Raw genomic sequence first — 24,232 nt, forward strand, 5'->3', positions numbered from 1 at the left:
GCGTGGTCGACCACCAGGGGCGTGCATCTCGAGGAAGCGTGCGAAGGCCATGCCGTCCTCGGTGGTGCCGCGGAACCAACGCAGGCGGTGGAGGATGCCGCCCTCGTCCTGGTCCGAAGTCTGTTCAGGGTGCCTCCGCCGACTCCCCGGCAGCGCCGTCACGTCCGTCCGCGGGATGCCGTCCCCGACGCCCGCGACCGCCTCCTCGTGCTCGCCTCTCCGGCCGTCCGGCCCGCCCTGGTCGTGATCAGCGTGGCTCTGCGCGGTACGGCCGGTCAACGACGAACCGACGCATGTTTGTGCGCGGAAGACGCACCATCGGAGCAGGTCAGAGGGGGTACGCCCGGCCTACGCTCAACACGGAACCACAGACCGTGGCGGCGTCGGTCGACGCCGTCGGACGGAGGGACAGGCGGAGTAACTCATGACATCGATCAAGCACGTGGGCGTCATCGGCGCCGGGCAGATGGGCCGGGGCATAACCGAGGTCTGCGCCCGTGCCGGGGTGCATGTCACGTTGTGCGACGTGACCGAGGACAGGGCCCGTGCCGGGCTGGCGGGCGTGGCGGACTCCCTGCTCAAGGCGGAGCAACGCGGCACCATCACCCCGGAAGACCGCGCACATGCCCTGGCCGGGGTCTCGGTCACCGCCGATCTCTCCCGCCTGTCCGGTGCGGACCTCGTCATCGAGGCGGCGGTCGAGGACGAACAGGCGAAGACGGCGCTGTTCCGGCAGCTGGACGAGGTGGTCACCGACCCGGCCGCCGTCCTGGCCAGCAACACGTCCTCGATCCCCATCGCCCGGCTCGCCGCCGCGACCCGGCGTCCGGAGTCGGTGGTCGGCCTGCACTTCTTCAACCCCGTCCCCGTCATGCCACTGGTCGAGGTCATCCCCTCGCTGCACACGTCGAAGGCCACGGAACTACGGGTACGTGCCTTCGCGGGCGAGATCCTGGGCAAGAAGACGATCCTGGCGCAGGACCGCGCCGGCTTCGTGGTCAACTCCCTTCTGGTGCCGTTCCTGTTGGCCGCGGTACGGATGGTCGGCACCGGCATGGCAACGGCGGAGGACATCGACACAGGCATGACGGCGGGCTGCGCCCACCCGATGGGTCCGCTGCGCCTCGCCGACCTCATCGGCCTGGACACGGTGGTGGCGATAGGCGAGGCGCTGTACGAGGAGTACCGGGAACCGCTGTACGCCCCTCCCCCGCTGCTGCGCCGCATGGTCGAGTCGGGACTGCTGGGCCGGAAGTCGGGACAGGGGTTCTTCAACTACCAGGCGGCCTGAGGGCCCGCGGCCACAGCGGTGTCTCGCGCTCCCGGGCGCCGTACGTCCACCGTCGTCACCGCAATCGCCGTCGCCGGCACCCCGGGGCCAGGAACGGCGGCAGCAGCATCCAGGTGCGGAGGGCAGCCGTCGTCAGGGCGAGCAGGACGAAGCATTGCCGTCCGGGTCTCAGGACGCTGCGTCGGCCGCCGCATGTCCCGCAGCTGGCCGGCCGGTGAGCGACTCGGGGTGCGCCCAGACGCGCTTGCATCAAGTCGGCCGTCTCAGGCCGGTGCCGCACAGATCGGCCAGGCGCGGGTCAGCGCCGTGGAAGACCGGCGCCGCCGACATGGGCCTCGCGCAGGCTCACCTCGTCGCTGCGGAACACCACCAGAACGTCATCGACGGGCGGCGCGCGCCTCCCGGGGGCTCATGCCGTAAGCCGCCTTGAAGGCGTGGCTGAAGTGGGCCGGGTCGGCGAAACCCCAGCACCCGCCGATGACGCCGACCGGAAGGTGGTCCATGGACGGATCGGCGAGATCACGCCGGCACCGGGCGAGACGGTGCTCCCGGATCCAGCCCGAGACGGTGTATCCCTCTTCGGCCAGCAACTTGTACAGATAGCGGCGGGAGATGCGGTGGGCGGCCGCGATCCCCTCGGGGCTCAGCCCGGGGTCGGCGAGTCGCTGCTCCATGTAGACGAGGATGCGCTGGGTGAGCAGGCCCGGGCCGTCGTCCCCGGCTGCCCGGTCCGCGCCGACGTGCTCCGCGAGCATGGTGCCGATCAGGCCGACCACGTTGTCGGCGAGCCGGGACGTACCGCGGGACTCCAGGTGTTCCACCTGCCGCGCCAGCTCGTACAGGAAGGGGCGCACCACCAGGCCGAGCCCGTCGTGGCACGACACCGGAGTCGCCGTCACCCGCGCCAGATCACGTTCCGTCAACTGCAGCATGGGACGCGGGAACATCACCACGAGGCCGCTGTGGGTCTGATCGAGGTCGTAGGTGAAGGGATGGCGAGTGTCGTAGATCACCAACTCCCCCGGCCCCAACCGGGCTTGGCGGTCCCTCTGGGTGAGTACACCGTTCCCGGTGAGCTGCAATGTGACCTGGAAGAAGTCGGGCGCGTCGGATCCGATGTGCCGCCGCGTGCGCGCGACGGTGTGCGGTTCGGCCGTGATGGCCGACATCTGTACCGGGCCGATCTGCGCGGACTGCAGTGAGGCGCGGAAGTCGGCACATTCGCGCGGCAGGACCTCCAGGGGCACGAGGTTCTGGCTGACGGCTTCCCGCCAGCTTTCCAGTCTTCGGGTGGTGGTGCCGTCGTTCGGCGTCGTTATGTGGGGCATGCGGCTCTCCTCTGGCGGATTCTGCCCCCGAGGAGACCGGCTCGGCCAGCCCTCCTCCTTTGCGTGGAGTTTAAGTCCCCGCGAGCGATCCGGAACCACCCTTGTCGGAGATCACACGGCCGTCGTGCCGCCGTGATCAGTACGGATGCCAGGATGTCGCCGCCGAGAGCGTGACGGTAGGCCATCGCTGCCACCCGGGAGCAGTTCTCAACCAGCCAAATACCTGGGCTCCCAAACACAAGCGGAACATGCTGCCTCGGCCCAATCATTCGGGGCAGTGAGCAGGAGGCATCGGCGAGGTCCGTGCAGGACGAGCACGACCACACCCCACCCCGCAACGGCCGCTGGGCGGACGGCCACCGGGGACGCCCATTGCCCCGCTGAATGCGCGGTCCCTGACCCGACGTCTTGACCAGCCATGCCGATACGACGGCCGAACAGGCCGCCGACTCAGGGGACAAGGGTCGCTTGGGGGCCAGCGCCCGAACACACAACGCGATTCAAGACCTGAATGACGAGCAGAACAACCTGCTCGTCCGATGTGGAGACCAACCATGACGACATTGCTTGAGCCCACCTCGTCCCAGGACCAGGGGAACGACAGCAGCAGCGTGCTCGGCCGCGTCCGGGCACACCTGCCCGAGATCGCGGCGCGCTCTGCCGAGGCCGAGGCCGCCCGGGCAGTCCCCGCGGAGATCATCACCGCCCTGCGCGAGGCCGGTGTGTTCCGGATGGCCCTGCCCAAGGCCTGGGGCGGCGAGCAGCTCGACCTGGTGGACGCCGCTCGGGTGGTCCAGGAGATCTCACGAGCCGACGGTTCGACCGGCTGGACCGTTCAGGCGGCCTCGATGGCGTGGTTCTTCGTGCGGTCGCTGCCCCAGGAGACGCTTGAGAAAGAGGTCTTCGGCGACGGCGCCGACCTGATGCTCCGTGGGGCGATCGCCCCGAAGGGGAAGGCGACGCCGGTGGAAGGCGGCTACCGGCTCAGTGGCCGCTGGCCGCTGGCCAGTGGCTCGTTCACCCCGGACTGGATGCTCGCGGGATTCGTGGTCGAGGGTGCGCCCCCGCTGCCGGACGGGCGCCCGGACATGCGCGTCGCGCTGATCCGTCCTGAGCAGGTCACGTTCCTCGACACCTGGGAGGCCGTGGGCCTGCGTGCCACGCAGAGCACCGACTTCACGATGGACGACGTCTTCGTGCCCGAGCGCTTCACGGGCCCGCTGGTGGGTGACAACAACATCCCCGCTCCTTTCTACGGCCTGCCGTACACCGCCACCGGTGCCTCGCACGACGCCGTCATCCTCGGCTGCCTGGAGGGCGCGCTGGACGATCTCGCCGAACTGGCCGCCGCCAAGCGGCCGGCGTTCAATCCCAGGGTGGTCATCGGTGAGGACCCGGTGTTCCAGGAGAAGTTCGCCGAGCTGCACCTGCGCACGGCGGCACTGAACGCCCTGTTGGAGCAGACCGGCCGCGTCGTCATGGACCGGGCGCTCGCGGGTGAGGAGCCCACCTCGCTCGAGTGGTTCAGCTACACCGGCGGCCACCAGCACATCCACCACGAGGGCATCCGGATCCTCAACGAGGTCATGACGCTGTCGGGCAGCGCGGGGCTCTACAGCTCCAACCCGATGCAGCGTCGCTGGCGCGACGTCCGCTGCGTCTCCCAGCACGTGGCCGGCAACAACGGCTCGCTGCGGAAGCTGGGCGCGGTCCTGTCGGGGCAGGGGGATGCCCGATGAGCCCGCTGGACACGACGACGGATCCCCTCGAACTGCGCCGGGCTTTCGGCTGCTTCCCGTCCGGGGTGACAGCCCTGTGCGCACTTGATTCCGGCTCTCCGGTGGGCATGGTCGCGAGCACCTTCACCCCGGTCTCGCTGTCACCCGCCCTGGTCTCGGTCTGCATGCAGGACAGCTCGGCGACGTGGCCCAGGCTGCGCGAGCGGGACCGCCTGGGCGTGAGCGTGCTCACCGAGGGACAGGACACGGTCTGCAGGACGCTGGCCAGCAAGGAGGGGGACCGGTTCGCGAGCGTCGACTGGGAAGCCGCCGAGAACGGCAGCGTGTACATCCACGGTGCCAGCCTCTGGCTGGACTGCTCGGTGCACGCCGAGCTTCCCGGGGGCGACCACACGATCGTCCTGCTGGAGATCCAGGGCCTGAAGGTCGAACCGGACCGGGAACCACTGGTCTTCCACAACAGTAAGTTCCGGCGCCTGGCCGTCGTCTGAGCCGATTGAGCCGATAGCCGCCACGGGAGCTCCCGGTCCCCGACGTGCATGGAACGGGGGTCGAGGAGCTCCCTCGCCGGCATCCTGCGCGAATCCTCGAGAGCCGCCGCGACCGCTTCGTCCTGGCCGCCGAGTCCACGGTCTCTCGGGAGGGAGCGGCGCCCGGCGCGCTGTGGGGCGGGCGCCGCTGCGGGTAACCACTGCGAGAGCTTCGTCCGGTTGCCTCCGCCTGCGTCAGGCGTCGCGGCCCGGCGCCGGTCGTGATCGGCGCCGGGTGACCCGGCTAGTCGGCTTCTTCGGCAAGCGCCTTGATGCCGCGCAAGGTGGCTTCCATGTTCGCGCGCAGCTCGGTGAGCCGGAAGGCCACGATCTGCTCCTCCCGCTCCGGCGTACGGTCGATTGCCAGGTTGATCCCGGAGCGGCCCGGCCCTATCCGGGCGAACTGCCTCAGCCTGCTGCCGGTCCCCTCCGGCTCGATCTCGAAGCGCCAGGTGGCCAGGGGCTTCGCGAGGTCCGGGGCCGGGTCACCGTATCGGCCGTCCGGATCGACTACCGCCCAGCCGAATACCCGCTGTTCCTCCAGCTGGACGACGTACGAGACGGTCTGCCACTCGCCGACCATCCGATGGCGGTTGTACCCCGCGAAACGCGCCCCCACCGCGGGCCCCTCCGCGCCGTCGAGCCACTCCGTATGCTGCAATTCACCGCTTAGGCAGGCTGGCACACCGATGTCCGTCACCAGGTCCCACACCCGCGAGGGGGCCGCCTCGACATAGACGTCACAGCAGACCCTCGGTCCCTCGGAAAACCGCACGGTGTTCCTCTCCTCTTGGTCCGGACCGGACGGTCCGGACCTCAAAGAACCTCTCAGGCTGCAACCACGTCAGCTGAGTCCGCGGCGGGCGGCCACTTCCTGCGTGAGCTGGGGAGCCACCGCGAACAGGTCGCCCACGACGCCGTAGTCGGCGAGGCCGAAGATGGGCGCCTCCGGGTCCTTGTTGACCGCCACGATCGTCTTGGAGGTCTGCATCCCGGCGACGTGCTGGATGGCACCGGAGATGCCCAGGGCGATGTACAGCTGCGGGGAGACGGATTTACCGGTCTGCCCGACCTGGTACTGGTGCGGGTAATAGCCGGCGTCGACCGCGGCACGCGAGGCGCCCACCGCACCTCCCAGGGCGTCGGCCAGTTCCTCCACCACCTTGAAGCCGTCCGCTCCTCCGACACCGCGCCCGCCGGAGACGACGACGGTCGCCTCGGTGAGGGCGGGACGGTCGCCCGCGAGCGCGGCGCGCCGGGCGGTGATGCGGGCGGATGCCGCAGGGTCGATCGACGGCAGCGCGAGCTCCCGCTCCACGGCCTCCACAGGGTTTTCCTCCGGCTCGAAGGCGCCCGGCCGCAGAGTGAGCACGGGCGTGCTGTGGGTGACCTCGGAGCGCACGGTGTACGACCCGCCGAAGACGATCTGCGTGGCCACACCGGAGGCCTCCAGGTCGACCGCGTCGATCAGCGGCCCCGCGTCCAGTCGCGCGGCGAGACGCCCGGCCACCTCCCTGCCGTCCGTCGTCGCGGAGACCAGAACGGCGGCGGGAGAGGCTTCCCGAACCGCGAGTTCCAGGGCGTCGACGGCGGGCGTGACGAGAAACTCGCCCGCCTCGGCGGATTCCGCCGCGTAGACGCTTGTGGCGCCGTGGCAGGCGAGGGACTCCTTGAGGCGTGCTGCGGTGCCGGGGGTTCCCACGACGACGGCGGCCGGGTCACCCAAGCCGCCGTGCGGCAGCCAGGAGTTCGTACGTGGACTTGTGGACACTATCCCCGTCGTGGTCGACGAGGACGAACTCAGCGCGATGGGGTGCGCGACCTGGCGGGAGGGCCTGCCGCCTTCTCCGCCGGCCGCTGCGGCGGGGATGTCGACGATGCCGGGAAGGCCGAGGTTCTGGGCGAAGGCGAAGGCCTCGTCGAGGGTGTTGACCGGTCCCGCGGGCACCCCGGCGGCCAGCAGGACGGTCGACCAGTGGTCGGCGCCTGCGGCGCTGAGCCGCTTGGTCAGGATGTCCCGCAGTTCGGCGCGGTGGGCGACCCGGTCGGAATTGGTGCGGAAGCGGTCGTCGAGAGCGAGGCCGGGATCCCCGAGGACCTCGGTGAGCGCCGCGAACTGCCGGTCGTTGCCGACCGCGAGGGCGAGCGGACGATCGGCGGTCAGGAGGGTCTCGTACGGGGCGATGCTCGGGTGCGCGTTGCCCATGCGCCCCGGCACGACACCGGCGACGGCGCATGCCGACGCCTGGTCGACCATGGCCGACAGCAGCGAGCCGAGCAGGTTCACCTCCACGAGCTGCCCCTCGCCGGTGGCGTCCCGGTGCCGGAGGGCCGCCAGGATGCCGAGCGAAGCGTGCAGTCCGGTGATCACATCGACCAGGGCCACGCCTGCCTTCACCGGCTCCCCGTGCACGTCCCCGGTCACGCTCATCAGGCCGCCGACGGCCTGCACGAGCAGGTCGTATCCGGGGATCGCGGCGCCCGCGCCGCTACCGAAACCGCTGATCGAGCAGTAGATCAGCCCCGGGTGCCGGGCACGGAGCTCCTGATGGCCGAGCCCCAGCCGCTCCATCGTGCCGGGGCGGAAGTTCTCCACCAGGACGTCGGACTCGGCGATCAGGGCACGGGCCTGTTCGAGCCCCGCGTGGTCGTCAGATCCAGGACGACGGACCTCTTGTTCCGGTTGACGCTCAGGAAATAGGTCGAAGTTCCGTCGTGGTCCGCCGGAGGGTGCCAGGCCCGGGTGTCGTCCCCGATCCCCGGCCGCTCCACCTTCACCACGTCGGCGCCGAGGTCGGCGAGGAGCATGGTGGCATAGGCCCCGCGAGAACCCGGGAGAAGTCGGCGATACGCAGACCGTCCAGCGCGCCCCGCCCCACTCCGTCGACTGCGCCGGCCCATCCGCCCGGCGCGTTGTACTGGGTGCCCACGCACCCTCCTCTCTGATCGTTCCGCCTACGCGAACGTGCCTTCGCCGGAGCCGTTTCCCGTCACCACCAGCGCTCCAAAGACGTTGCTCGGTAGGTGAGTTCGACGACGGGAAGTCCCTGAGCGAGGGGAGCGACGGCCCGCACGACACGCACCCTCGCTCCGACCGCGACCACGACCGGCCCCGTCGTGGCGACCTCGCAGACCAGGGTGAATCCCTCGTCCATCGCGACGAGCCAGGTGTGGTGCGGGGCATGGCCGTTGCGGCGAACGAGGACCCCGGCGCCCGTGCTGCGCTCCCGTTTGAAGGCCGTGGACCCGCAAGCACGGCAGAACGAACGGCGATAGGCCGGAGTGCCGCACCAGAGGCAGCGCTGGAAGAGCAGTTCGCCGCAGACCGCCGGTGCGGTCGGATCGGCGGGTGCGGTCGTGGCGGCGGTAGCCGCGTCGTGGTCTTCCCGGAACTCGGTGTGTTCACAGCTGTCTGTCTGGAGCATCACGGCCTCCTGCACTCAGTTCGGCGACCGGAAACGGGCGATCGGAATCCGATATGGCTTCACCACCCTGGCGCTGCCGCGGATCGCCGGTCAACGACGAGCTGACGCATCTTTGTGCGCGGAATGCGTTCCATTCGCTGAGGTCAGAGGTGGTTTCCCTGCGCTACTCTCACGTTCGGCGTCGTCGGAGTTGCGGTCCTGCGCGACGCCGCCCACGGCGTGCGCCGGTTCGACGACATCCGCCGCCACATCGTGTTGGGCTCGTTTATTCATCGTTGCTGGTCGAGAGCTTCCGGCTCCAGCCCGTCGTTCTGGGATCATCCCGAGATGATCGCGTCGCTCCTCTACAACGTGACCCGTCGACTGCTCTCGGTCCCAACGGTGCTGCTGCGCCGAGAGACTTCGAAGGACGCGGAGCTGCTGGTGCTGCGGCACGAGAACGCCGTGCTGCGCCGCTAACTCCACAGCCCCGTGCGCTACCAGCCTGCGGACCGGCTGTGGCTGGCAGCGCTGTCCTCACTCATACCCCGGCGGCGGTGGGCACAGGTCTTCCCCATCACGCCGGGGACGCTCCTGGCCTGGCACCGCAAGCTCGTCGCCAAAAAATGGGACTACAGCAGGCGGCGCACCACCCCGGGTCGGCCGCCGACCCGAGCCGTGGTGAAGAAGCTGGTAATGCGCCTGGCCAGGGAGAACAGCCGCTAGGGGCACCGCAGGATCCAGGGCGAACTCGCCCGGCTCGGCTACCCAATCGCCGCCTCCACAGTCTGGGAGATTCTCCACGCCGCGGGCATCGACCCGGCCCCCACGCCGCCACGGGCCGACCTGGCGCGAGTTCCTCACCTCCCAGGCCGAGAGCATCATCGCAGCCGACTTCCTGCATAACGACACCATTGGGCTCGAGCGCCTGTACGCGCTGGTGTTCCTCGAACACGGTACCCGCCGCCTCCACATTGCCGGCGTCACCGCCCATCCCACCGCCGCCTGGGCCGCCCAGCAAGCCAGGAACGTGGCCTGCGACCGCGGCATCCGCCTCGAGTCGCTGCGGTTTCTCATCCGAGACCGCGACTCCAAATACACCGAGAGCTTCGACGCCGTCTTCCAGGCCGAGGACATCGAAATCCTGAAGACGCCACCACGAGCACCGAGGGCGAATGCCCGCTGTGAAAGGGTCATCGGGACCCTCCGCCGAGAGGTCCTCGACAATGTCCTGATCCTGAACGAGGCCCATGCCCACCGGGCTCTGACCGAGTACCAGCGGCACTACAACCAGCATCGTCCGCACCGGGCCCGGAACCAACTACGACGCCCCAGCGCAGCCAGCCCCGGTCCACATTCTCGACCCCCGCCGCATCCGTCGCACCCGAGTCCTCGGCGGTGTCATCAACGAGTACCGATATGCGGCGTGACGTGCAGCGATGAATATTCGAGCCCCACAGGCTCGACCGGCTCGGCATTGTCCTGCGGCTTGAGTCGCCCGGCTGGGATCACGATGTTCGGCTGAGCTTCCCGACGCCGGCCGGCGACCTGGAGCAGCTGAACGCATGCCTGGATGCCTTGCTCGACCAAGCCCGCCACGGTCGGCGACCATCACATTGACCGCCGCCTCGCCCCCTCGCGAGCCGTCGCGCGCGGCCCGGGGGTGCGCCGCGCGGGGGCGGACTGGAACGTCGCCTCTACCTGGACCGGGCGGCTGTTACTCGCCGCAGCGGTCTGGCGCGGGTGGCGCGCGCGGAGAGCGGCTTGCCGCAGCGGGCGGCGCTGTCCTCCGCGGTCACCGCGGAGGCGTGGAACCCGGCCAGAATCTCCTCGCCTCCGGACCGGCTTCTCGACCTCCCTGAGTTCGAGGACGTTGGGCGGGCCGAAGTTCTCGTGGACAAGCGCTTTCATCCACCCCGTCCCGGAATGGGGCGTTCCCGGCTAACCTGCTCCAAGGGGGAAACCGTATGGTCGAGAAGATACGGGCGGAGCAGTCACAACAAGGCCAAGGTTGGGGGCCGTTCGTCCTCGCGGCCACCGTAGCGCTTGCCGCCGTCGCTGTCGCCGCCCCGTGGACCCCGTGGTTGGACGAGGGCTTCGGGCGCGCGCCGTGGTGGGTGTGGGGTCCGCTGGTGGGCGCGGTGGTGCTGTTGGTGGCGGGGTTAGGGGAACGGAGGTACACGGCGTGGGCCGGGGCGACCGGCGGCGCTGCCGTGGTGGCGGGCGTCGTGAGCTTTCTGGCCTGGCCGCGCGAGAAGGTCGTCCTGGACGGGCGGACGGACGATCAGATCCGTGCCCGGCCCTGGTTCGAGGACGTTCCGTCTGAGGAGTGGCACAGGCTGTACGCGGCCGAGCCGCCGGCCGCTCCGCTCGCCTGTGCCCTTGCCGCTGCCGTGGTGGTGATGCTGTGCGGGGTGGTGCTGGTCCGCCGCCGACGTCCGGAACCGGCTCCCGAGGAGCACGTACGTCCGTATGTGACCGGGGACTCGATGCGGCGGCACGCCCGCCGGATGATGGCGGCCGGGCTGGCCGGAGTGCTCGTGGGCGGGTTGCTGGGGGCGGGCACCGCCGCGGGAGCGAGCGGGCTCCAGCGTGTGCGGATGGATGCGTTCGGGCCCTGGTGGGGGCAGCTCGCCGACTCCGCGCCGGTGCCGGAGGGCAGTCTCGACGACGGCTCCTTCGAATGGGACGGGAAGGAGCGGTTCGACCACTTGTCGCAGCGGCCGGACCGCGTGGCGTGGCGGCACGGCTTCAAGGGGCCGGTGGCCCTCAGCATGTGCGGCCGCGGCGATCGGGCGCGCGGCACGCTCGTCGCGCTGGAGGAGTCGGAGCAGCATTCCGTAGTTGCGGGGTACGACACGCGGGACGGCAGCCGACGGTGGTCCCTCGCCGTGCGCCGTCAGGACACCGCGGCGCTGAGCCAGGTGGCGGTCGGCGAAGGGTGCTCCGTGCTGGTGTTGATCGGCACCGCCCTGCTGGCCGTCGACGCCTACACGGGGCAGGTGCGGGGCGGTTCGGTGCTCCCACGGGCCCGTGAGGGGGCATGGCACTTCATCACACCGGTCCCTCAGGAGCATCCGCTGCCGCGGCTCGTCGGCCTGGCCGAGGCGGATTACGCGCATCTGACGGCCCAGGAGGACGGGATCGTGGCCGTACGGCGCAGCGATGCCGAGCCTGTGGCCTGGGCCGCCCGCAGGTACGGAACCTGCACCCATCTCATCGGCTATTACCGCAACGAGCCCGAATCCGGGCAGCTGCTCATGGACGACTGTGCGGACCACTCCGCCGTCGCCATCCTTCCCGAGCCCGAGGCCCCGGAAGACCTGCAAGCGAACCGACGCCCGGAATACCGGCTTCCGCCCCTGCAACCGCTACTTTCCCGGGCAGAAACGCCCGTTCCCGATCCTCCTCGGGGCTGCCGGAGCGGCCCCTTGCGCCTGGTGTCGGCCTCGGTCACCACCTTGGTGGAGACGGAGTGGGAGTGCGCCGGTAAGGCGTACCGGGCACGGATCCACCTCTCGGACGAGGCGATCGCGCTGGACGGGAAGTGGGTGAGGTCGCCAGTGGCAGATTCGGCGCCCGACGCTACGTTCATCAGCAGCGAGGGGGTCCACCATCTGCTGGAGGTATGGGGGGACACCGTGAAGATGCTCAGCGGCGACGATTTCGAGCCGTGGTGGACCGTGGTCCCCAAGCGCGGCGACCCGGTCGTCGGCCTGGCGGACAACAACGACGTGCTCTTCGAGGACCGGCGCAGACAGCGGGAGACCGGGCGCAGGGAGCTCTACGAGCCGATACTGACCCTCACACACTCCGGAACCCTCGTCACCCTGGCCGACCCCTACAACGACCCCGACGACGCGCGGGGCAAGGAACCCGTACGAGTTATCGGCTCCACCGATGTCGCCCAGCAGCCCTGCGCCGGGGAGCGAGAACTGCTCGCCGACAAGGTCTCCGGTACGGCCCTCGTGCTGTGCACTACGGACGAGCTCACACACGTCACGGCCGTCACCGGCTAGAACCGACCGCGGTGGTCACGTCAAGGGCCAGCCCACCAGGCCCGCCACCGCGCCCAGGACACCAGCTCCGAGCAGGGCCCTGACGACGCCTCGGCGCGCGGCAAGCAGCCAGAGGGCGGCGAGGGCCAGCACTCCGTACTGCCACTCGTGCCGCATGGCCAACGCCAGCGGGATCGCGGAACCGGCGATCGCACCGATCACCGTGGACCGGCGCCGTTGAGGAACGCTTGCACGCGCGGATTGGACCGGATCTGGTCGAACCGCGGTGCTCCGGCGATCACCAGCGCGACCGAGGGGGCGAAGGCGGCGAAGGCAGCCAGCAGTCCGCCCCCGACTCCGGCCGCCGCTTAACCGACCACGGCGACCGTCTGCACCACCGGCCCGGGCGTGATCTGGCCCAGCGCCACGGCGTTGAGGAACTGCCCGTCGGTCATCCAGTGGTAGTTGTCGACCGCGTCGGCCTGCATCAGCGGGATGATCACAAAGCCGCCGCCGTACGCCAGCGCCCCCACCTTGAACGCCACCCACGCCAGAGCCCCCTGTCCCGCTCTGACATACGATTCTGGGTCTGGCCTGCAGCTTCTCCGCGCGGAGCAGCGGCCTCCACGGCGCCTGGGATGATCCTTCGATGCCACTGCCGATCGTGACCGCGCTGGTCCGAATCTGATCACGGTGCCCGCTGCCGTACTGCGCAGCCGCGTGACCAAGGATGCAGAGGTCTTGGCGTTGCGGCACGAGAACGCGGCGCTGCGCTGCAAGATCTGCGGGTGCCGATTAACCATCCGGCCTGCTCAGGCGGCATGTTGGTACTCGTGCAGGGTTCCTCCGAGGCGGTCTCGTCGGTGGACCTCCAGGTGTCTGATCTGAGGCCGGCGCACGAAGTGCATGCGCCGCCGTGCGACTTCGGACACAGCCGGACGAACCAAGATGCCTCCCCTGTAGCGCCTGTCTCGCTCGAGGAACAGGCGCTACCGAGGGATGAGGTCCTCAGGCGAGTGTCCAATCGACGCTATCGGTGTACGTGGAGCCGTCGATGGTCGCGGTCACCGCCACGGTGTTCTGCCCCCGCTTCAGTGTGACGTTGGCCCGCCTGAAAATGCGGTCGCTGCTGCTCAGAGTCCCCAGGGACGTGCCGTTGAGGGTCGCGGTGACCTCGTCCGCGTTGGAGTAGACCTTCAGCTCGGTGGTGGCATCGGTTCGCTGGGTCCAGCGGCGGCTGGTGATGTAGAAGGTCGGGGTGCGACGTTCTCACGAGCCTCCCAGGCCGTGTGCGGCGTCGAGCCTCGGGGGCTGATCGCTGGGGGTCCGGTGCAGGCAGCAGCCGGTGCAGCAAGGACTGTTCCAGCTCGATCAGAATGGCTTCGCTGTCGGTGTAGCGGCCGGGAAGGGTGTGCCACAGAACCAGTTGGCCATGCAGGGCGGTCCACAGGTGGATGCCGACGGTCTCGGCCTCTGCTCGACGGTCAGGGGCCGTCGCTGCGAGGTAGGTGTCCACGGTGCGGGTCCATGCCTGGGCACCGTGCCGAGGGGGGTGTCGGCGGAGCGCCGGCTCTCCGGCTCGTACTCCAGGCTGAAGCTGGCTCGCGGGGACCTGACCTCCTACTCCAGGCAGCGTGCGGAGTGCATGGGCGCACTCACATGACGTTCGCAGTTGCAGCAGGACGTGCGGGGCCACGGCACGCCCGGCCCTCGGCGGACGGTTGCGAGGTCTCCGGAAACAGCCCCGGAGGTCCAGGCGTGGCAGACAACCCACGGCGCTAAATGATAGGTGCGTCTATAATTAACACGCTCATTATTGCCATGCCATCCCGGAGGTGTCCCGTGAGCCAGCCGAAAACCCACAAGCCGGACGGCATGTTCGACCGTGACTTCGAGTGGTCCGAGCTGGTGCGCTTCGTCACCTACCCGGGCCCCGAGGCGACCCTCGGTGTGGTCTCCGGGCGGCGCAGGCAGGGCAAGACCTTCCTGCTCGATGGGATCGCGCGGGCCACGGACGGCTTCTTCTTCGCCGCCAGCGAGGCCACCGAGGCGGAGTCGCTGCGCCAGTACGGCGTCGCGATGGCCCGTTTCGAGGGCCGAACCGTCCCGTACCGGTTCACGCACTGGGACGAGGCCGTCGAGGCCACAATGCACCTCGCCACCGCGCGCACCGGCCCCCTCACCGTCGTCATCGACGAATTCCCCTTCCTCGCCAAGGCCTCCCCCGAACTCCCCTCCCTACTACAGCGCGCACTGGGCCCGCAGGGCCGCCGCGAGGGCGGCCCCGTACGTCTCCTGCTGTGCGGCTCGGCGCTGTCCTTCATGGGCAACCTGCTCTCCGGCACCGCACCGCTGCGCGGCCGCGCCAGCCTCGAACTGATCGTGCCCACCCTCGACTTCCGCCTCGCCGCCGACTTCTGGGGCATCACCGACCCGCGCCTGGCCATGCTGGTCAACTCCGTCGTCGGCGGCACCCCGGCCTACGGCCGCGAGTTCACCCTCGGCGACGTCCCCGCTGACCTGGACGATTTCGGCCCGTGGATCCTGCGCAACATCCTCAACCCCGGCCGCCCGCTCTTCCGCGAAGCCCGCTTCCTCCTCGCCGAGGAACCCGACTTGCGCGACACCGCGCTCTACCACGGCGTCCTCGCCGCCATCGCCCAGGGAAACCACACCCGCGGCGGCATCGCGAGCTTCCTGGAGCGCAAGTCCACCGACCTCGGACACGCCCTAACCGTCCTCGAGGACACCGGCATGATCAGCCGCGAACCCGATGCCTTCCACGGCAAACGCTCCGCTTACCGCATCAACGAGCCGATCCTGACCTTCTACTACGCCCTGATGCGCCCCGAGTGGAGCGACCTCGAGCGCCCCGGCCAGGCCGAATCCGTCTGGCAGCGCTCGCATCCCACCTTCCGCAGCAAGGTCATCGGCCCCCACTTCGAGCAGCTGTGCCGCACCTGGACCCGCTGGTACGCCTCCCCCGACACCCTCGGCGGACAGCGCACCCGCGTCGAGTCAGGCACTGTCGCCGACACCGCGGCCCGCGCCAGCCACGAAGTCGACCTCGCCGCCTTCGGACGCGACGAGGACGGCCGCGAGACACTCCTCGCCATCGGCGAGGCCAAGTGGAACGAGACCATGGGCTTCGGCCACGTCCAGCGCCTCGAGCACATCCGCGACCTGATCCGCGCCCGCGGCACCGTCAACGCCCCCGCCACCCGCCTGCTCTGCTTCAGCGGCGCCGGCTTCACCGACGACCTGCACACCCGCGCCGCCCACGACCCGAACATCCAACTCGTCGACCTCGAACGCCTCTACAAGGGCGCCTGACCCGCCGTATCCCCGGGCACCTCAGCGCCCCTCGGCCCGCCACTGATCATGACCTCTGTCGTGCCGAGGCAGTCTTCGGCGAGCACGGACTCCACTACCGCGGTGGTGTCGGCACCACGGGTGCGCATCATTCACGGCCCCCCTCGTCGCAGCCGCCCGCAGCCCCTGCACAATCACCGACCCGTACCAGGGATAAGCCCGCGCCGCCGTCGCGTCCGGACCGCCACGTTCCGGCGGTCCGGCCACCACACTTCAGGCCCACCAGGCCGCACGCGGGGATCGACTGCCATCAGAGTCGGCCTGCCGACCATGACGCCGCTGCAGCACGATCGTCCATGCGGCGGCGTGACGCGCCGCCCGTCGGTGACCAACGCCACCCAAAACAGCACGCGTTGAGGGACCGGCCGAGATCAAACTGTCCCACGAGCCGGTCGGCGCCCACGGTGCAGACATGACATCACCCTCGCCGCCGTCATCCGGCCCCGCACCGACGACGCCCGTGCCCGCCCCTCCCCTGCCGATCGCTCCCGGGCAGCAGTCCGCCCACTGCCTCCCGGATCTCGCCGCCGCCCTGCTGACCGCCCTGACCTCGCTCGCCGACCGCCCGGTGCCCCACCTTCCCGACGCGCCCTCCCTCGCCGGCTACGGAGCCCGCGTCATGGACCTCGCCCTCGCCGGCCTGGAACCCACCACCCACGGCGCCTACCTCGCCGCCTGGCGACAACGACTCCTGCCCACCCTCGGCACCATCCCCATCGACCGCCTCACCCCCGGAACGATCGACCGCGCCGTCCACCACTGGGCTGCCGGCGGACACCGCGAGTCCGCGATCAAGAACACCCTGGCCGTCCTGGCCCGTATCACCCGCCAGGCCGCACGCGACGGCTGGCTCACCCAGCCCCCGCAGGCGCTGAAGGGCTGGCAGCGCCTCTACCTCGACACCGAGGACGCACTGACCGAGCCACGAGGCCTGGCACTGCCCGACTTCACCACGCTCCGCCGACTCGCCGACGCACTCACCGCTGCCGCCCACCACCACTATCCCAGCTGGGGCCAGGCCGTGATCTTCGCCGCCTGCACCGGCGCCCGCATCGGCGAAGTCTCCGGCATCCGCGTCCGCGACATCGACCGCCACCACTGGATCTGGAACGCCCGCCGCCAGACCACCCCCGCCCCCGGCGGACTCGCCGACAAGGCCACCAAAGGCAAACGCGCCCGACCCGTCCCCATCATCGAGCCCCTCCGCCCCCTCGTCACGGCCCGCATCGCCGCCGTACACGGCACGCCCGACGCCCGCCTCTTCACCGGCCCCTCCGGGGGCCGCATCACCACCGCGGGCCTGCGCCGCGCCACCCACTGGGACGACGTCACCCGCCACCTCGGCCACGAACACCTGCGCCGCCACGACCTCCGCCACACCGCGCTGACCTGGATGGCCGACGCCGGCATCCCCCTCCACGTCCTCCAGCACATCGCCGGACACCGCAGCATCACCACCACCCAGCGCTACCTCCACCCCAGCATCCGCCACCTCACCACCGCCGGACAGACCATCACCGACTACCTCAGCGGCGACTGCCACCCCGTCCCGGGCAGACCACAACGCTGGTAGAGGCCCCCTCGCCCTCCCCCCACACCATCCGAGAAATCGAGCAAGAAAATCGAACGACTGGGAGCGAGTGGGAGCCCAACACCCTGCCCGCCACGGGAACACGCCCCCGGAACTCCGGCATAGCAGGCACTCCTGGCCCGCGTGCATGCGGCACTCTCACGGACGACCGGCCGTAGACGTACCTGAGCGGCCGTACACGCACGATCAGACACTCACGACCCCTTACCCGCGAGACATGTTGTCCATCGAACAGCCACCACCACCCCGGCACCGCGACAACGTGGACAGACGCACGACCTACCCCCGCCGCCCACAGCACATTTTCGATTCCGGGAGCGCCCGAGGCCTCAGGCCTCTCCCAGCCGGTCAAACAGATAACAGCCGGTTCGAGATACCTCGAACCGGCCGTTGAACTGCGGTTTTCACCGACATTCCTGTCGGGACGACAGGATTTGAACCTGCGACCCCTTGACCCCCAGTCAAGTGCGCTACCAAGCTGCGCCACGTCCCGGTGCTCGTATGACCTGGGGTTTCCCCTGGCCGAACGCGCACGGAAACAATACCGCACTCCGGCCCGTGGTCGCTCACGGCTTTTCGTCCCGATGACATGCCGGGGCAGCCGCCGGGCCCCGGACCACCGCGCCACCTGCGATACGGGCCCGTCGCGCGCCCATGGGCGAGATCAGCCGCGCGCCGATGCGCGGGATCAGCGGAAGACGTCGACGGGCCGGCCCTAGCGTGTCAGTCGATGGCCGGCAGCCCCAGCTCCGGATACGCCTCGTGCAGGCGGCCCGGCGCGGCCTGGCGCCATGAGTCGGCGAGGATGTCGTGCAGCTCGCCGTCGTCCTCCAGCGCGCCGAGCCGCACCCGGACCCATGCGAAGCCCGCCTCGTGGTCGGCGATCCAGAACTTCTCCGGCTCGGCGAGGACCAGCTCGTCGCGCTCTTCCTTGGGGCAGCGGACGGCGATGGATGTCTCGTCCTCGGGCAGCGTGGCGAACATCTTTCCGGCGACCCGGAAGGTGGGCATGGCCCAGGCGATCTTCTCCGTCGTATCCGGCAGCGAGAGGGCGATGCGGCGTACGTCGTCTGCGTCTGGCATGACACGAACCGTAGCCAACGCCACCGACAATCCCCCGGTCAATCCACCGGCCGATCCCCGCCGGAGCCCGTCAGGTGCTGGTTTGCACCGCCACGCGGCTTGCTTCGTCCACCGGCTTCACAGGATCGATGTCGTTCACTCGCTTGTAGAACAGCGTCGTCGGATGCAGCGTCCCGGCCGGGTCCGTCGCGAAATCCGGGATCACGCCGGCCGCTGTCCACCCGGCCGCGCGGTACAGGGACTCGGCGGGACTGGCCGTCTGGGTGTCGAGGATCAGCAGGGTCACGCCCTTGGCGGCCGCGGCGCTTTCCGCGGTGGTCAGCAGGGTGCGGCCGAGCCCTTGGCCGCGCGCCGTGCGGTGCACCATCAGCTTGTTGATCTCGGCGCGGTGGCGGCCGTTCGGCTTGTCCGCGAAGGCGACGCTGACCGTTCCGATCACGCGGTCCCCATCCCGAGCGGTCCATACGGCGAGGCGGTCGTGCGCCACCGCGGGCGCGAGGCTCCGCCACCATGCGGCAGCCGCGCCCGGGTCGAAGGGCGCCAGAAATCCGAGCGAGGACCCGCCGTCCACCACGTCGCTGAGAAGATCACCCAGAGCGTCCGCGGCGGCGAGCAGTTCCGCGGACGACAGTCGCTGTATCCGGGTCATGGGGCCACCACCACCAGGGCGTACCGCACCGGGTTCGGCCCGGGGCAGTGGAAACGGACCGGCCCCCAGACCCGGAAGCGCAGACAGTCACCGCTGTTCAGGACGTGTTCGTCGCCCTTTGTCGTGAGGTGCAGTGTTCCGCCCAGGACCCAGATGTGCTGCTCCAGGCCCGGCACGGAAGGCCGGTCGTAGGCGATGTCCGCGCCCGCCTCGAGCCGGCCCTCGACGATCTCGCCGCGCAGGCCCGCAAGTGGCGGCGACACCGAGCGGCGTACGAAGCCGGAGGCGCTGTCCGTCCACTCCGCCTGGTCGGTCGCGCGCACCACCTGCGCCGGTTCCGCCTCCACCTCGCTGAGCAGTTGCGACATGGTGCGCTGGTAGACGGCGCAGATCCGGTTGAGGAGGGAGGCCGTGGGGCTGATCTCCGCGCGCTCCGCACGGGACAGCGTCGAGCGGCTGATTCCGGTGCGTTCCGCCAGCTCCCCCAGCGACCAGCCTCGTTCGGCGCGCAGCTCCGCCAGGCGCGCCGCGAGCCGGACGTCAACCGGGTCAGCGGCGAGCACACTCACATCGTGTTTCACATTCGGGATGCTATCCCATATCTGAAACAGCCCCTATCTGAAACAGAGTGCTCAGATACCGCCGTCCTCCCGCGCCTGGATCCGTTCGGTCAGCTCCGCCGCCATCGACTTGATCGTCTCGAGTCCGGCCCTCCCCCAGGGCCGCGGCTCGGTGTCCACCACACATACCGTGCCGAGCGCGATGCCCGTGCGGTCGATGAGCGGGGCGCCCATGTACGAGCGGATCCCGATCTCGTCGACGACCGGGTTCCCGGCGAACCGCGGAAAGTCGCAGACGTCCTCCAGGACCAGCGCCTTTCGTCGGACGACCACATGGGGGCAGTACCCATGGTCCCTGGCCATATAGCGGTTCACACCATGGGATCGCTCTACCCCATGGAAGCCCTGTACCCCGCGGTGCACCGCATGTGCCCCATGCCCATGTGTGACCGCCGCGGGTTCCGCCACACCGCGCCCGATACCGGTGTGCCTGCCGCCCGGGACATGCAGGCCTGCGAAGAACTGGCGGTTCTCGTCGATGAAGTTGACCATCGCGTACGGCGCCCCGGTCACCTCGGCGAGCCGGTCCGCGAAGGCGTCGAGCGTGGGTTCGGGCCGCTCCCCCAGACCGAGCACGCGCAGCCGCTGCATCCGTGCGGGTGCCTCGCTGTCGACGGGCGTCAGCAGGAGTGGGGCCGCGGAGGCGGGCGGGTGGTACCTCATGTGTGGGCTCCGTGGGCTCCGTGGCTAGGCGCGTGGGACGGGGCGTGGGCCAGCAGATGCTTGACGAGGGTCAGCAGGGTCTGGATGGCCGAACTGGAGATCCGCGCGTCGCACCGCACCACGGGCACGCGCGGATCGAGGTCTATCGCAGCCCGTACTTCCTCGGGGTCGTAGCGGTGCGCGCCGTCGAAATCGTTGATCGCGAGAATGAACCCCAGGCCGCGCTCCTCGAAGAAGTCGACTGCCGCGAAGCAGTCCTGCAGCCGCCGGGTGTCGGCGAGGACCACCGCCCCGAGGGCACCTGTGGAGAGCTCGTCCCACATGAACCAGAACCGCTCCTGCCCGGGCGTACCGAACAGATAGAGCACGTGCTGCCGGTCGAGGGTGATCCGCCCGAAGTCCATCGCGACGGTCGTCTCGACCTTGTTCTCGATGCCTTCCAGATTGTCGGTCGCCGCGCTGACCGTGGTGAGCAGCTCCTCCGTACTGAGCGGCGCGATCTCGCTGACCGCGCCCACGAAGGTCGTCTTGCCGACCCCGAACCCGCCCGCGACGAGGATCTTCAGCGCGGTCGGGAATGCGTCAGAGCTGTCGTCGTAGTCCATCGAGCACTGCCTCCAGAAGGGACCGGTCAGTGGGGTTGTGGTAGAAGTCGGGTGGCTTGGTGGTGAGCGCCCCGCAGTCGACGAGGTCGGAGAGCAGGACCTTCGTGACGGCTGCGGGCAGCTTCAGGTGGGCGGCTATCTCCGCGACCGAGAGCGGGCCCTTGCACAGGTCGAGGACCTGTCGGTGCTCGGGTCCGAGATAGCCGAGGGGCTTGGTTCCGGTGGTCATGAACTGCGACAGCAGGTCCAGGGCCGCGGACGGACGGGTCCGGCCGTCGCTGACCGTGTAGGGGCGGACGAGCCGTCCGGCCGCCCCGTCCAACCACGGCCCGTCCTGGGGCGCCGCCACCCTCAAGGCCTCATCGCCGAAGGTTGGGCGGCGGGCTGCCGTGGCGCTGTGACCAGATACGGGCGCACGCTCTTGACCAGCATCGCCATCTCGTATCCGAGCACGGCCGCATCCGCCTCGCGCCCGGCGAGTACGGCCAGGCAGGTGCCGGAGCCGGCGGTGGTGACGAACAGCAGGGTGGAGTCGAGTTCCACGACGACCTGGCGCACCTCCCCGCCGTCCCCGAATCGGACACCGGCGCTGCGCCCCAGCGAGTACAGGCCCGACGCGAGCGCGGCCATGTGGTCCGCGCTGTCCGGGTCGAGGCCGTGGACGGACTTGACGAGTCCGTCGGAGGAGAGCAGCACGGCGCTTCTGGTGTGCGGCACACGCTGTACGAGGCCGCTCATCAGCCAGTCGAGATCGGATACATGGCCGGTCGGCACATCGCTCGCCATGGGGGGATCGACTCCTTGGAGTAGTACGAGGTTCTGCGGGAGCGGGGTTGCGGGGTGCGGGGCACGTGGTGGGGGGTTGCGGGACATGTGTGGGATGCGGACATGTGGGGAGTGCGGGCGTGTGGGGGTGGAGCGCATCAGCCGGCCGGTTCGCTCCCGTCGGGCTGGGCGCCGAGGTGGTGGTCGGTTGCCCGGTCGTTCGCCTGGTCGCGCGCGTACTGCGCCTCGGCCAGGCCGATGCCGCGCCGGAACGCGGCCATGAGCGCCGGGTCATGGCCGACGGGTTGCTCCTCGCGGCGCGGGACCGGCCCTTCCCGGAGCTGAGGCACTATGTGCTGCTGGGCGCGGCGCCTGGGGAGTCGGGGCCGCTCCACAGTGCCACGCACCGCTTCCGAGCGAGGCGTGAGCAGGGTGGCGGCGTGCTCCGTCGCCGCCTGCCGGTCCTCGGGCCGGATGCCTGGCACGGATTCGGCGATGCTGGGGCGGTTCTTCCGTGCTCCGCGGACGGGCAGAGGCGCGACGCTACTGCCCTTCGCGGGGTGGGCAGTTGTCGCGGCCGATTGAGCGGTTGTCGCATCGGCCGGTGCGTGGGCGGGGCGAGCCACTGTTCCGCCGGCGGAGGCCGTGGACGGCGCGACTGTCCCGTCGGGCGACGGCGTCGGCGGCGGGGCGGCGCGGTCCGACTGCGACCAGTTCCGGGGCTGGGGCTGCGACTCGCTGTGCTGAGGTTGCGACTCGCCGTGCTGGGGTTGCGACTCGGTGCGCTGGGGCTGTGTGAGTTGCTGGGGCCGTGTCGGTTGTTGCGGCTGTGTCGGTTGCTGTTGCCCCTGCCGTTGCCGTGGGACGGCGATGCGCGCGCCGTGCGCGGGCAGCGGGGCGTCGGCGACGGCGACCCGTTGCCCCTGCACATCCGCCGCGTCACCGCCGGTGCCACGGGTGCCCGTCGGCTGCGGCGAGCTGGGCGCAGCCGGTGCCTGGAGGGCACGCGCCGGGGGCTGGTCCGGCTCCCCGCCGAGCAGGTCCTGCGGTACGACGATGACGGCCTGCACGCCGCCGTAGATATTGGTCCCCAGCCGCACCGCGATGCCGTGCCTGCGGGCCAGTTGGGATACCACGTACAGGCCGATCCGCCCGTCCTGGAGGAGGCTCGCGACATTGACCTGGTCCGGGTCGGCGAGGAGGGCGTTCATCTTGTTCTGCTCGGTGACGGGCATGCCGAGGCCGCGGTCCTCGACCTCGACGGCCAGCCCGGAGGTCACCGTACCCGCGCGCAACAGCACCTGCGTCCCGGGTGCGGAGAACGCGGTGGCGTTCTCGACGAGTTCCGCCAGCAGATGGATGACGTCGGCGACGGCGTGCCCGCGCAGGGTGCCGTCGATGGGCGGCACAAGTTTGACGCGCGAGTACTGCTCAACCTCCGCGATGGCCGAGCGCAGGACTTCCGTCATGGAGACCGGGTTGGTCCACTGGCGGCGGGAGACCGCGCCGCCGAGCACGGCGAGGTTCTCCGCGTGCCGGCGGGTGCGGGTGGCCAGATGATCGACGTGGAAGAGGCCCTTGAGCAGTTCGGGGTCCTCGACCTCGTGCTCCAGGTCGTCGAGGATCGTGATCTCGCGGTGGACGAGCGACTGGAGCCGTCGCGCGAGATTGACGAAGACCTCGACCTTCTGCGCGCTTCCGGCCTGGCTCGAGAGCTGAGAGGCCTTGACCACGGCGGCCACGGCCACGTCGTGGGTGCGGGAGAGTTCGTCCGCGAGCAGGGCCAAGTCGTCGCCGTTCGGGGCTGTTTGGGCAGGCGTACGACCGGTCGGCGGCGGCCCGTCTCCCCTGCGCAGCGCCTCCACGACGTCACGCAGGTCGGACTGGTTCCGGGCGGCTGTGCGGCGCAGGGCACCGACGCGGTCGCGTACGGACCTCGCGGCACGATCGGCCGCGACGGCGGCGATCACGATGCCCGCCAGGGTGACCCCGACGGCTCCGGAGAGCACGGCCCACAGCGTGGGGCTCGGCGCGACACCCGTCGAGCGGACGGTGAACAGCACGGCGGCGCACGCGCTCAGGGCGACCGCGACGGGGGGCAGTACCGCGATGCGCAGCAACTGCGGCCGTATGGGTGCCTCGGGCAGTTGCGGCACGGCACGGCCGCCCGGTTTGCCGTGCCGGCCGCCTTCACGGCGGTCTGCACGTGCGGCCGGTGCACGAAGGTGAGACATCAGCGTCCTAGTACGAATGCTTCGGGTGCGTCGGTGTGCTTCGGGGGTGCGTGATGATGCTTCGGAGTGCTTCGGGGTGCTTCTGGGTACGTCGGAGTGGTCCGGCGTGGGTCGGGGTGCGCCTGTGGGCTCCGGCGTGCGGCGCGACTCAGGCATGCGGCATCACAGTGCCGTGCGTGATGCGGGGTGGCGCCCTGCGTCGCGCGACGAACACTGACGGTAGTCGCCAACTCATCATGTGCGGCAGGCAGTTGACAAACTCGCACGAGCAACGTCCCGCTCTGGTATGAACCTTCGCGCGCTAGTACGAAAATCCGCTTGGATGTCTGTTCGCATACTGGCGCCACGAACCAGCGCTGA

Annotated in this window: 22 protein-coding genes, 1 tRNA gene and 4 pseudogenes; 9 read left to right on the forward strand and 18 right to left on the reverse strand. The window is 70.0% G+C overall.

The features are described from left to right. Nucleotides 1-424: 424 nt before the first annotated feature. Entirely contained in the window at nucleotides 425-1,291 is an 867-nt protein-coding gene (locus H1D24_RS34685; protein WP_181661710.1) for a 3-hydroxybutyryl-CoA dehydrogenase, read from the forward strand. Nucleotides 1,292-1,668: 377 nt separating this feature from the next. On the opposite strand, the gene H1D24_RS34690 is transcribed toward H1D24_RS34685, so the two are convergent. Then, nucleotides 1,669-2,619: an AraC-like ligand-binding domain-containing protein gene (locus H1D24_RS34690; RefSeq protein WP_181661711.1), complete on the reverse strand. Its 951-nt coding sequence runs from the start codon at nucleotides 2,617-2,619 to the stop codon at nucleotides 1,669-1,671. A 554-nt stretch (nucleotides 2,620-3,173) separates the two neighbouring features. On the opposite strand from H1D24_RS34690, the gene H1D24_RS34695 reads away from it, so the two are divergent. Continuing rightward, nucleotides 3,174-4,358 (forward strand): acyl-CoA dehydrogenase family protein, encoded by a 1,185-nt coding sequence (locus tag H1D24_RS34695; protein ID WP_181661712.1) that lies wholly within the window; start codon nucleotides 3,174-3,176, stop codon nucleotides 4,356-4,358. Continuing rightward, nucleotides 4,355-4,849: a flavin reductase family protein gene (locus H1D24_RS34700; RefSeq protein ID WP_181661713.1), complete on the forward strand. Its 495-nt coding sequence runs from the start codon at nucleotides 4,355-4,357 to the stop codon at nucleotides 4,847-4,849. Before H1D24_RS34695 ends, H1D24_RS34700 begins: the two co-directional genes overlap by 4 nt. A gap of 283 nt (nucleotides 4,850-5,132) precedes the next feature. On the opposite strand, the gene H1D24_RS34705 is transcribed toward H1D24_RS34700, so the two are convergent. The 4 genes and pseudogenes from H1D24_RS34705 to H1D24_RS34720 form a co-directional block, all read right to left on the reverse strand. Beyond that, on the reverse strand, nucleotides 5,133-5,663 hold the full coding sequence (locus H1D24_RS34705; RefSeq protein ID WP_181661714.1) for an SRPBCC family protein: 531 nt from the start codon (nucleotides 5,661-5,663) through the stop codon (nucleotides 5,133-5,135). A gap of 69 nt (nucleotides 5,664-5,732) precedes the next feature. Beyond that, a pseudogene (locus H1D24_RS43045) lies at nucleotides 5,733-6,633 on the reverse strand (electron transfer flavoprotein subunit alpha/FixB family protein). 47 nt (nucleotides 6,634-6,680) lie between these two features. Then, nucleotides 6,681-7,767, reverse strand: a pseudogene (locus H1D24_RS43050) (CaiB/BaiF CoA transferase family protein); the annotation flags it as partial. Between the two features lie 111 nt (nucleotides 7,768-7,878). Further along, nucleotides 7,879-8,313, reverse strand: coding sequence for a zinc ribbon domain-containing protein (locus H1D24_RS34720; RefSeq protein WP_181661715.1), 435 nt, complete (start codon nucleotides 8,311-8,313; stop codon nucleotides 7,879-7,881). A 327-nt stretch (nucleotides 8,314-8,640) separates the two neighbouring features. On the opposite strand from H1D24_RS34720, the gene H1D24_RS43055 reads away from it, so the two are divergent. From H1D24_RS43055 to H1D24_RS44225, 3 genes and pseudogenes are all read left to right on the forward strand, one after another. Continuing rightward, nucleotides 8,641-8,772, forward strand: a complete 132-nt coding sequence (locus H1D24_RS43055; protein ID WP_258564545.1) for a hypothetical protein — start codon at nucleotides 8,641-8,643, stop codon at nucleotides 8,770-8,772. Nucleotides 8,773-8,784: 12 nt separating this feature from the next. Further along, nucleotides 8,785-9,018 carry a hypothetical protein gene (locus H1D24_RS44220; protein ID WP_374064464.1) on the forward strand — a complete coding sequence of 78 codons (234 nt, stop codon included), beginning with the start codon at nucleotides 8,785-8,787 and terminating at the stop codon, nucleotides 9,016-9,018. A 304-nt stretch (nucleotides 9,019-9,322) separates the two neighbouring features. After that, nucleotides 9,323-9,553, forward strand: a pseudogene (locus H1D24_RS44225) (integrase core domain-containing protein); the annotation flags it as partial. Nucleotides 9,554-9,696: 143 nt separating this feature from the next. Here the strand turns inward: H1D24_RS44225 and H1D24_RS34730 are convergent. Continuing rightward, on the reverse strand, nucleotides 9,697-9,882 hold the full coding sequence (locus H1D24_RS34730) for a hypothetical protein (RefSeq protein ID WP_181661716.1): 186 nt from the start codon (nucleotides 9,880-9,882) through the stop codon (nucleotides 9,697-9,699). Between the two features lie 377 nt (nucleotides 9,883-10,259). On the opposite strand from H1D24_RS34730, the gene H1D24_RS34735 reads away from it, so the two are divergent. Continuing rightward, nucleotides 10,260-12,311 (forward strand): PQQ-binding-like beta-propeller repeat protein, encoded by a 2,052-nt coding sequence (locus tag H1D24_RS34735; protein WP_181661717.1) that lies wholly within the window; start codon nucleotides 10,260-10,262, stop codon nucleotides 12,309-12,311. Between the two features lie 15 nt (nucleotides 12,312-12,326). Here H1D24_RS34735 and H1D24_RS43060 read toward each other — a convergent pair whose 3' ends face one another. The 3 genes and pseudogenes from H1D24_RS43060 to H1D24_RS44230 form a co-directional block, all read right to left on the reverse strand. Next, a complete protein-coding gene (locus tag H1D24_RS43060) occupies nucleotides 12,327-12,512 on the reverse strand; it encodes a hypothetical protein (protein ID WP_258564546.1) in 186 nt (61 codons plus the stop codon). Next, a pseudogene (locus H1D24_RS43065) lies at nucleotides 12,509-13,093 on the reverse strand (chromate transporter). Before H1D24_RS43065 ends, H1D24_RS43060 begins: the two are co-directional and overlap by 4 nt. Nucleotides 13,094-13,298: 205 nt before the next feature. After that, nucleotides 13,299-13,535: a DUF4982 domain-containing protein gene (locus tag H1D24_RS44230; protein WP_374064465.1), complete on the reverse strand. Its 237-nt coding sequence runs from the start codon at nucleotides 13,533-13,535 to the stop codon at nucleotides 13,299-13,301. A 630-nt stretch (nucleotides 13,536-14,165) separates the two neighbouring features. Here H1D24_RS44230 and H1D24_RS34745 point away from each other — a divergent pair. Together H1D24_RS34745 and H1D24_RS34750 are read left to right on the forward strand one after the other, a co-directional pair. Then, on the forward strand, nucleotides 14,166-15,623 hold the full coding sequence (locus H1D24_RS34745; RefSeq protein ID WP_181661748.1) for an AAA family ATPase: 1,458 nt from the start codon (nucleotides 14,166-14,168) through the stop codon (nucleotides 15,621-15,623). Between the two features lie 451 nt (nucleotides 15,624-16,074). After that, the gene (locus H1D24_RS34750) at nucleotides 16,075-17,235 is read left to right on the forward strand and encodes a tyrosine-type recombinase/integrase (RefSeq protein WP_258564547.1); all 1,161 of its coding nucleotides are present in this window, start codon (nucleotides 16,075-16,077) and stop codon (nucleotides 17,233-17,235) included. A 437-nt stretch (nucleotides 17,236-17,672) separates the two neighbouring features. Here H1D24_RS34750 and H1D24_RS34755 read toward each other — a convergent pair. From H1D24_RS34755 to H1D24_RS34795, 9 genes are all read right to left on the reverse strand, one after another. Continuing rightward, nucleotides 17,673-17,746, reverse strand: a tRNA-Pro gene (locus H1D24_RS34755). 230 nt (nucleotides 17,747-17,976) lie between these two features. Then, complete coding sequence (locus H1D24_RS34760; protein WP_181661718.1) at nucleotides 17,977-18,336, reverse strand: MmcQ/YjbR family DNA-binding protein; 360 nt, start codon at nucleotides 18,334-18,336, stop codon at nucleotides 17,977-17,979. A 70-nt stretch (nucleotides 18,337-18,406) separates the two neighbouring features. Further along, nucleotides 18,407-18,985, reverse strand: coding sequence for a GNAT family N-acetyltransferase (locus H1D24_RS34765; RefSeq protein WP_181661719.1), 579 nt, complete (start codon nucleotides 18,983-18,985; stop codon nucleotides 18,407-18,409). After that, complete coding sequence (locus tag H1D24_RS34770; RefSeq protein WP_309484555.1) at nucleotides 18,982-19,566, reverse strand: helix-turn-helix domain-containing protein; 585 nt, start codon at nucleotides 19,564-19,566, stop codon at nucleotides 18,982-18,984. Before H1D24_RS34770 ends, H1D24_RS34765 begins: the two co-directional genes overlap by 4 nt. A 51-nt stretch (nucleotides 19,567-19,617) precedes the next feature. After that, nucleotides 19,618-20,268 (reverse strand): GAF domain-containing protein, encoded by a 651-nt coding sequence (locus tag H1D24_RS34775; RefSeq protein ID WP_181661720.1) that lies wholly within the window; start codon nucleotides 20,266-20,268, stop codon nucleotides 19,618-19,620. Further along, entirely contained in the window at nucleotides 20,265-20,873 is a 609-nt protein-coding gene (locus H1D24_RS34780) for a GTP-binding protein (RefSeq protein WP_181661721.1), read from the reverse strand. The genes H1D24_RS34775 and H1D24_RS34780 overlap by 4 nt, the downstream gene beginning before the upstream one ends. Continuing rightward, entirely contained in the window at nucleotides 20,851-21,222 is a 372-nt protein-coding gene (locus tag H1D24_RS34785) for a DUF742 domain-containing protein (protein WP_181661722.1), read from the reverse strand. Before H1D24_RS34785 ends, H1D24_RS34780 begins: the two co-directional genes overlap by 23 nt. Before the next feature lie 2 nt (nucleotides 21,223-21,224). After that, entirely contained in the window at nucleotides 21,225-21,659 is a 435-nt protein-coding gene (locus H1D24_RS34790) for a roadblock/LC7 domain-containing protein (protein WP_181661723.1), read from the reverse strand. A gap of 137 nt (nucleotides 21,660-21,796) precedes the next feature. Further along, the gene (locus H1D24_RS34795) at nucleotides 21,797-23,872 is read right to left on the reverse strand and encodes an ATP-binding protein (RefSeq protein WP_181661724.1); all 2,076 of its coding nucleotides are present in this window, start codon (nucleotides 23,870-23,872) and stop codon (nucleotides 21,797-21,799) included. Between the last annotated feature and the right edge of the window lie 360 nt (nucleotides 23,873-24,232).

Origin of the sequence: Streptomyces himalayensis subsp. himalayensis (assembly GCF_013778455.1) — a bacterium.
GTDB lineage: Bacteria > Actinomycetota > Actinomycetes > Streptomycetales > Streptomycetaceae > Streptomyces > Streptomyces himalayensis.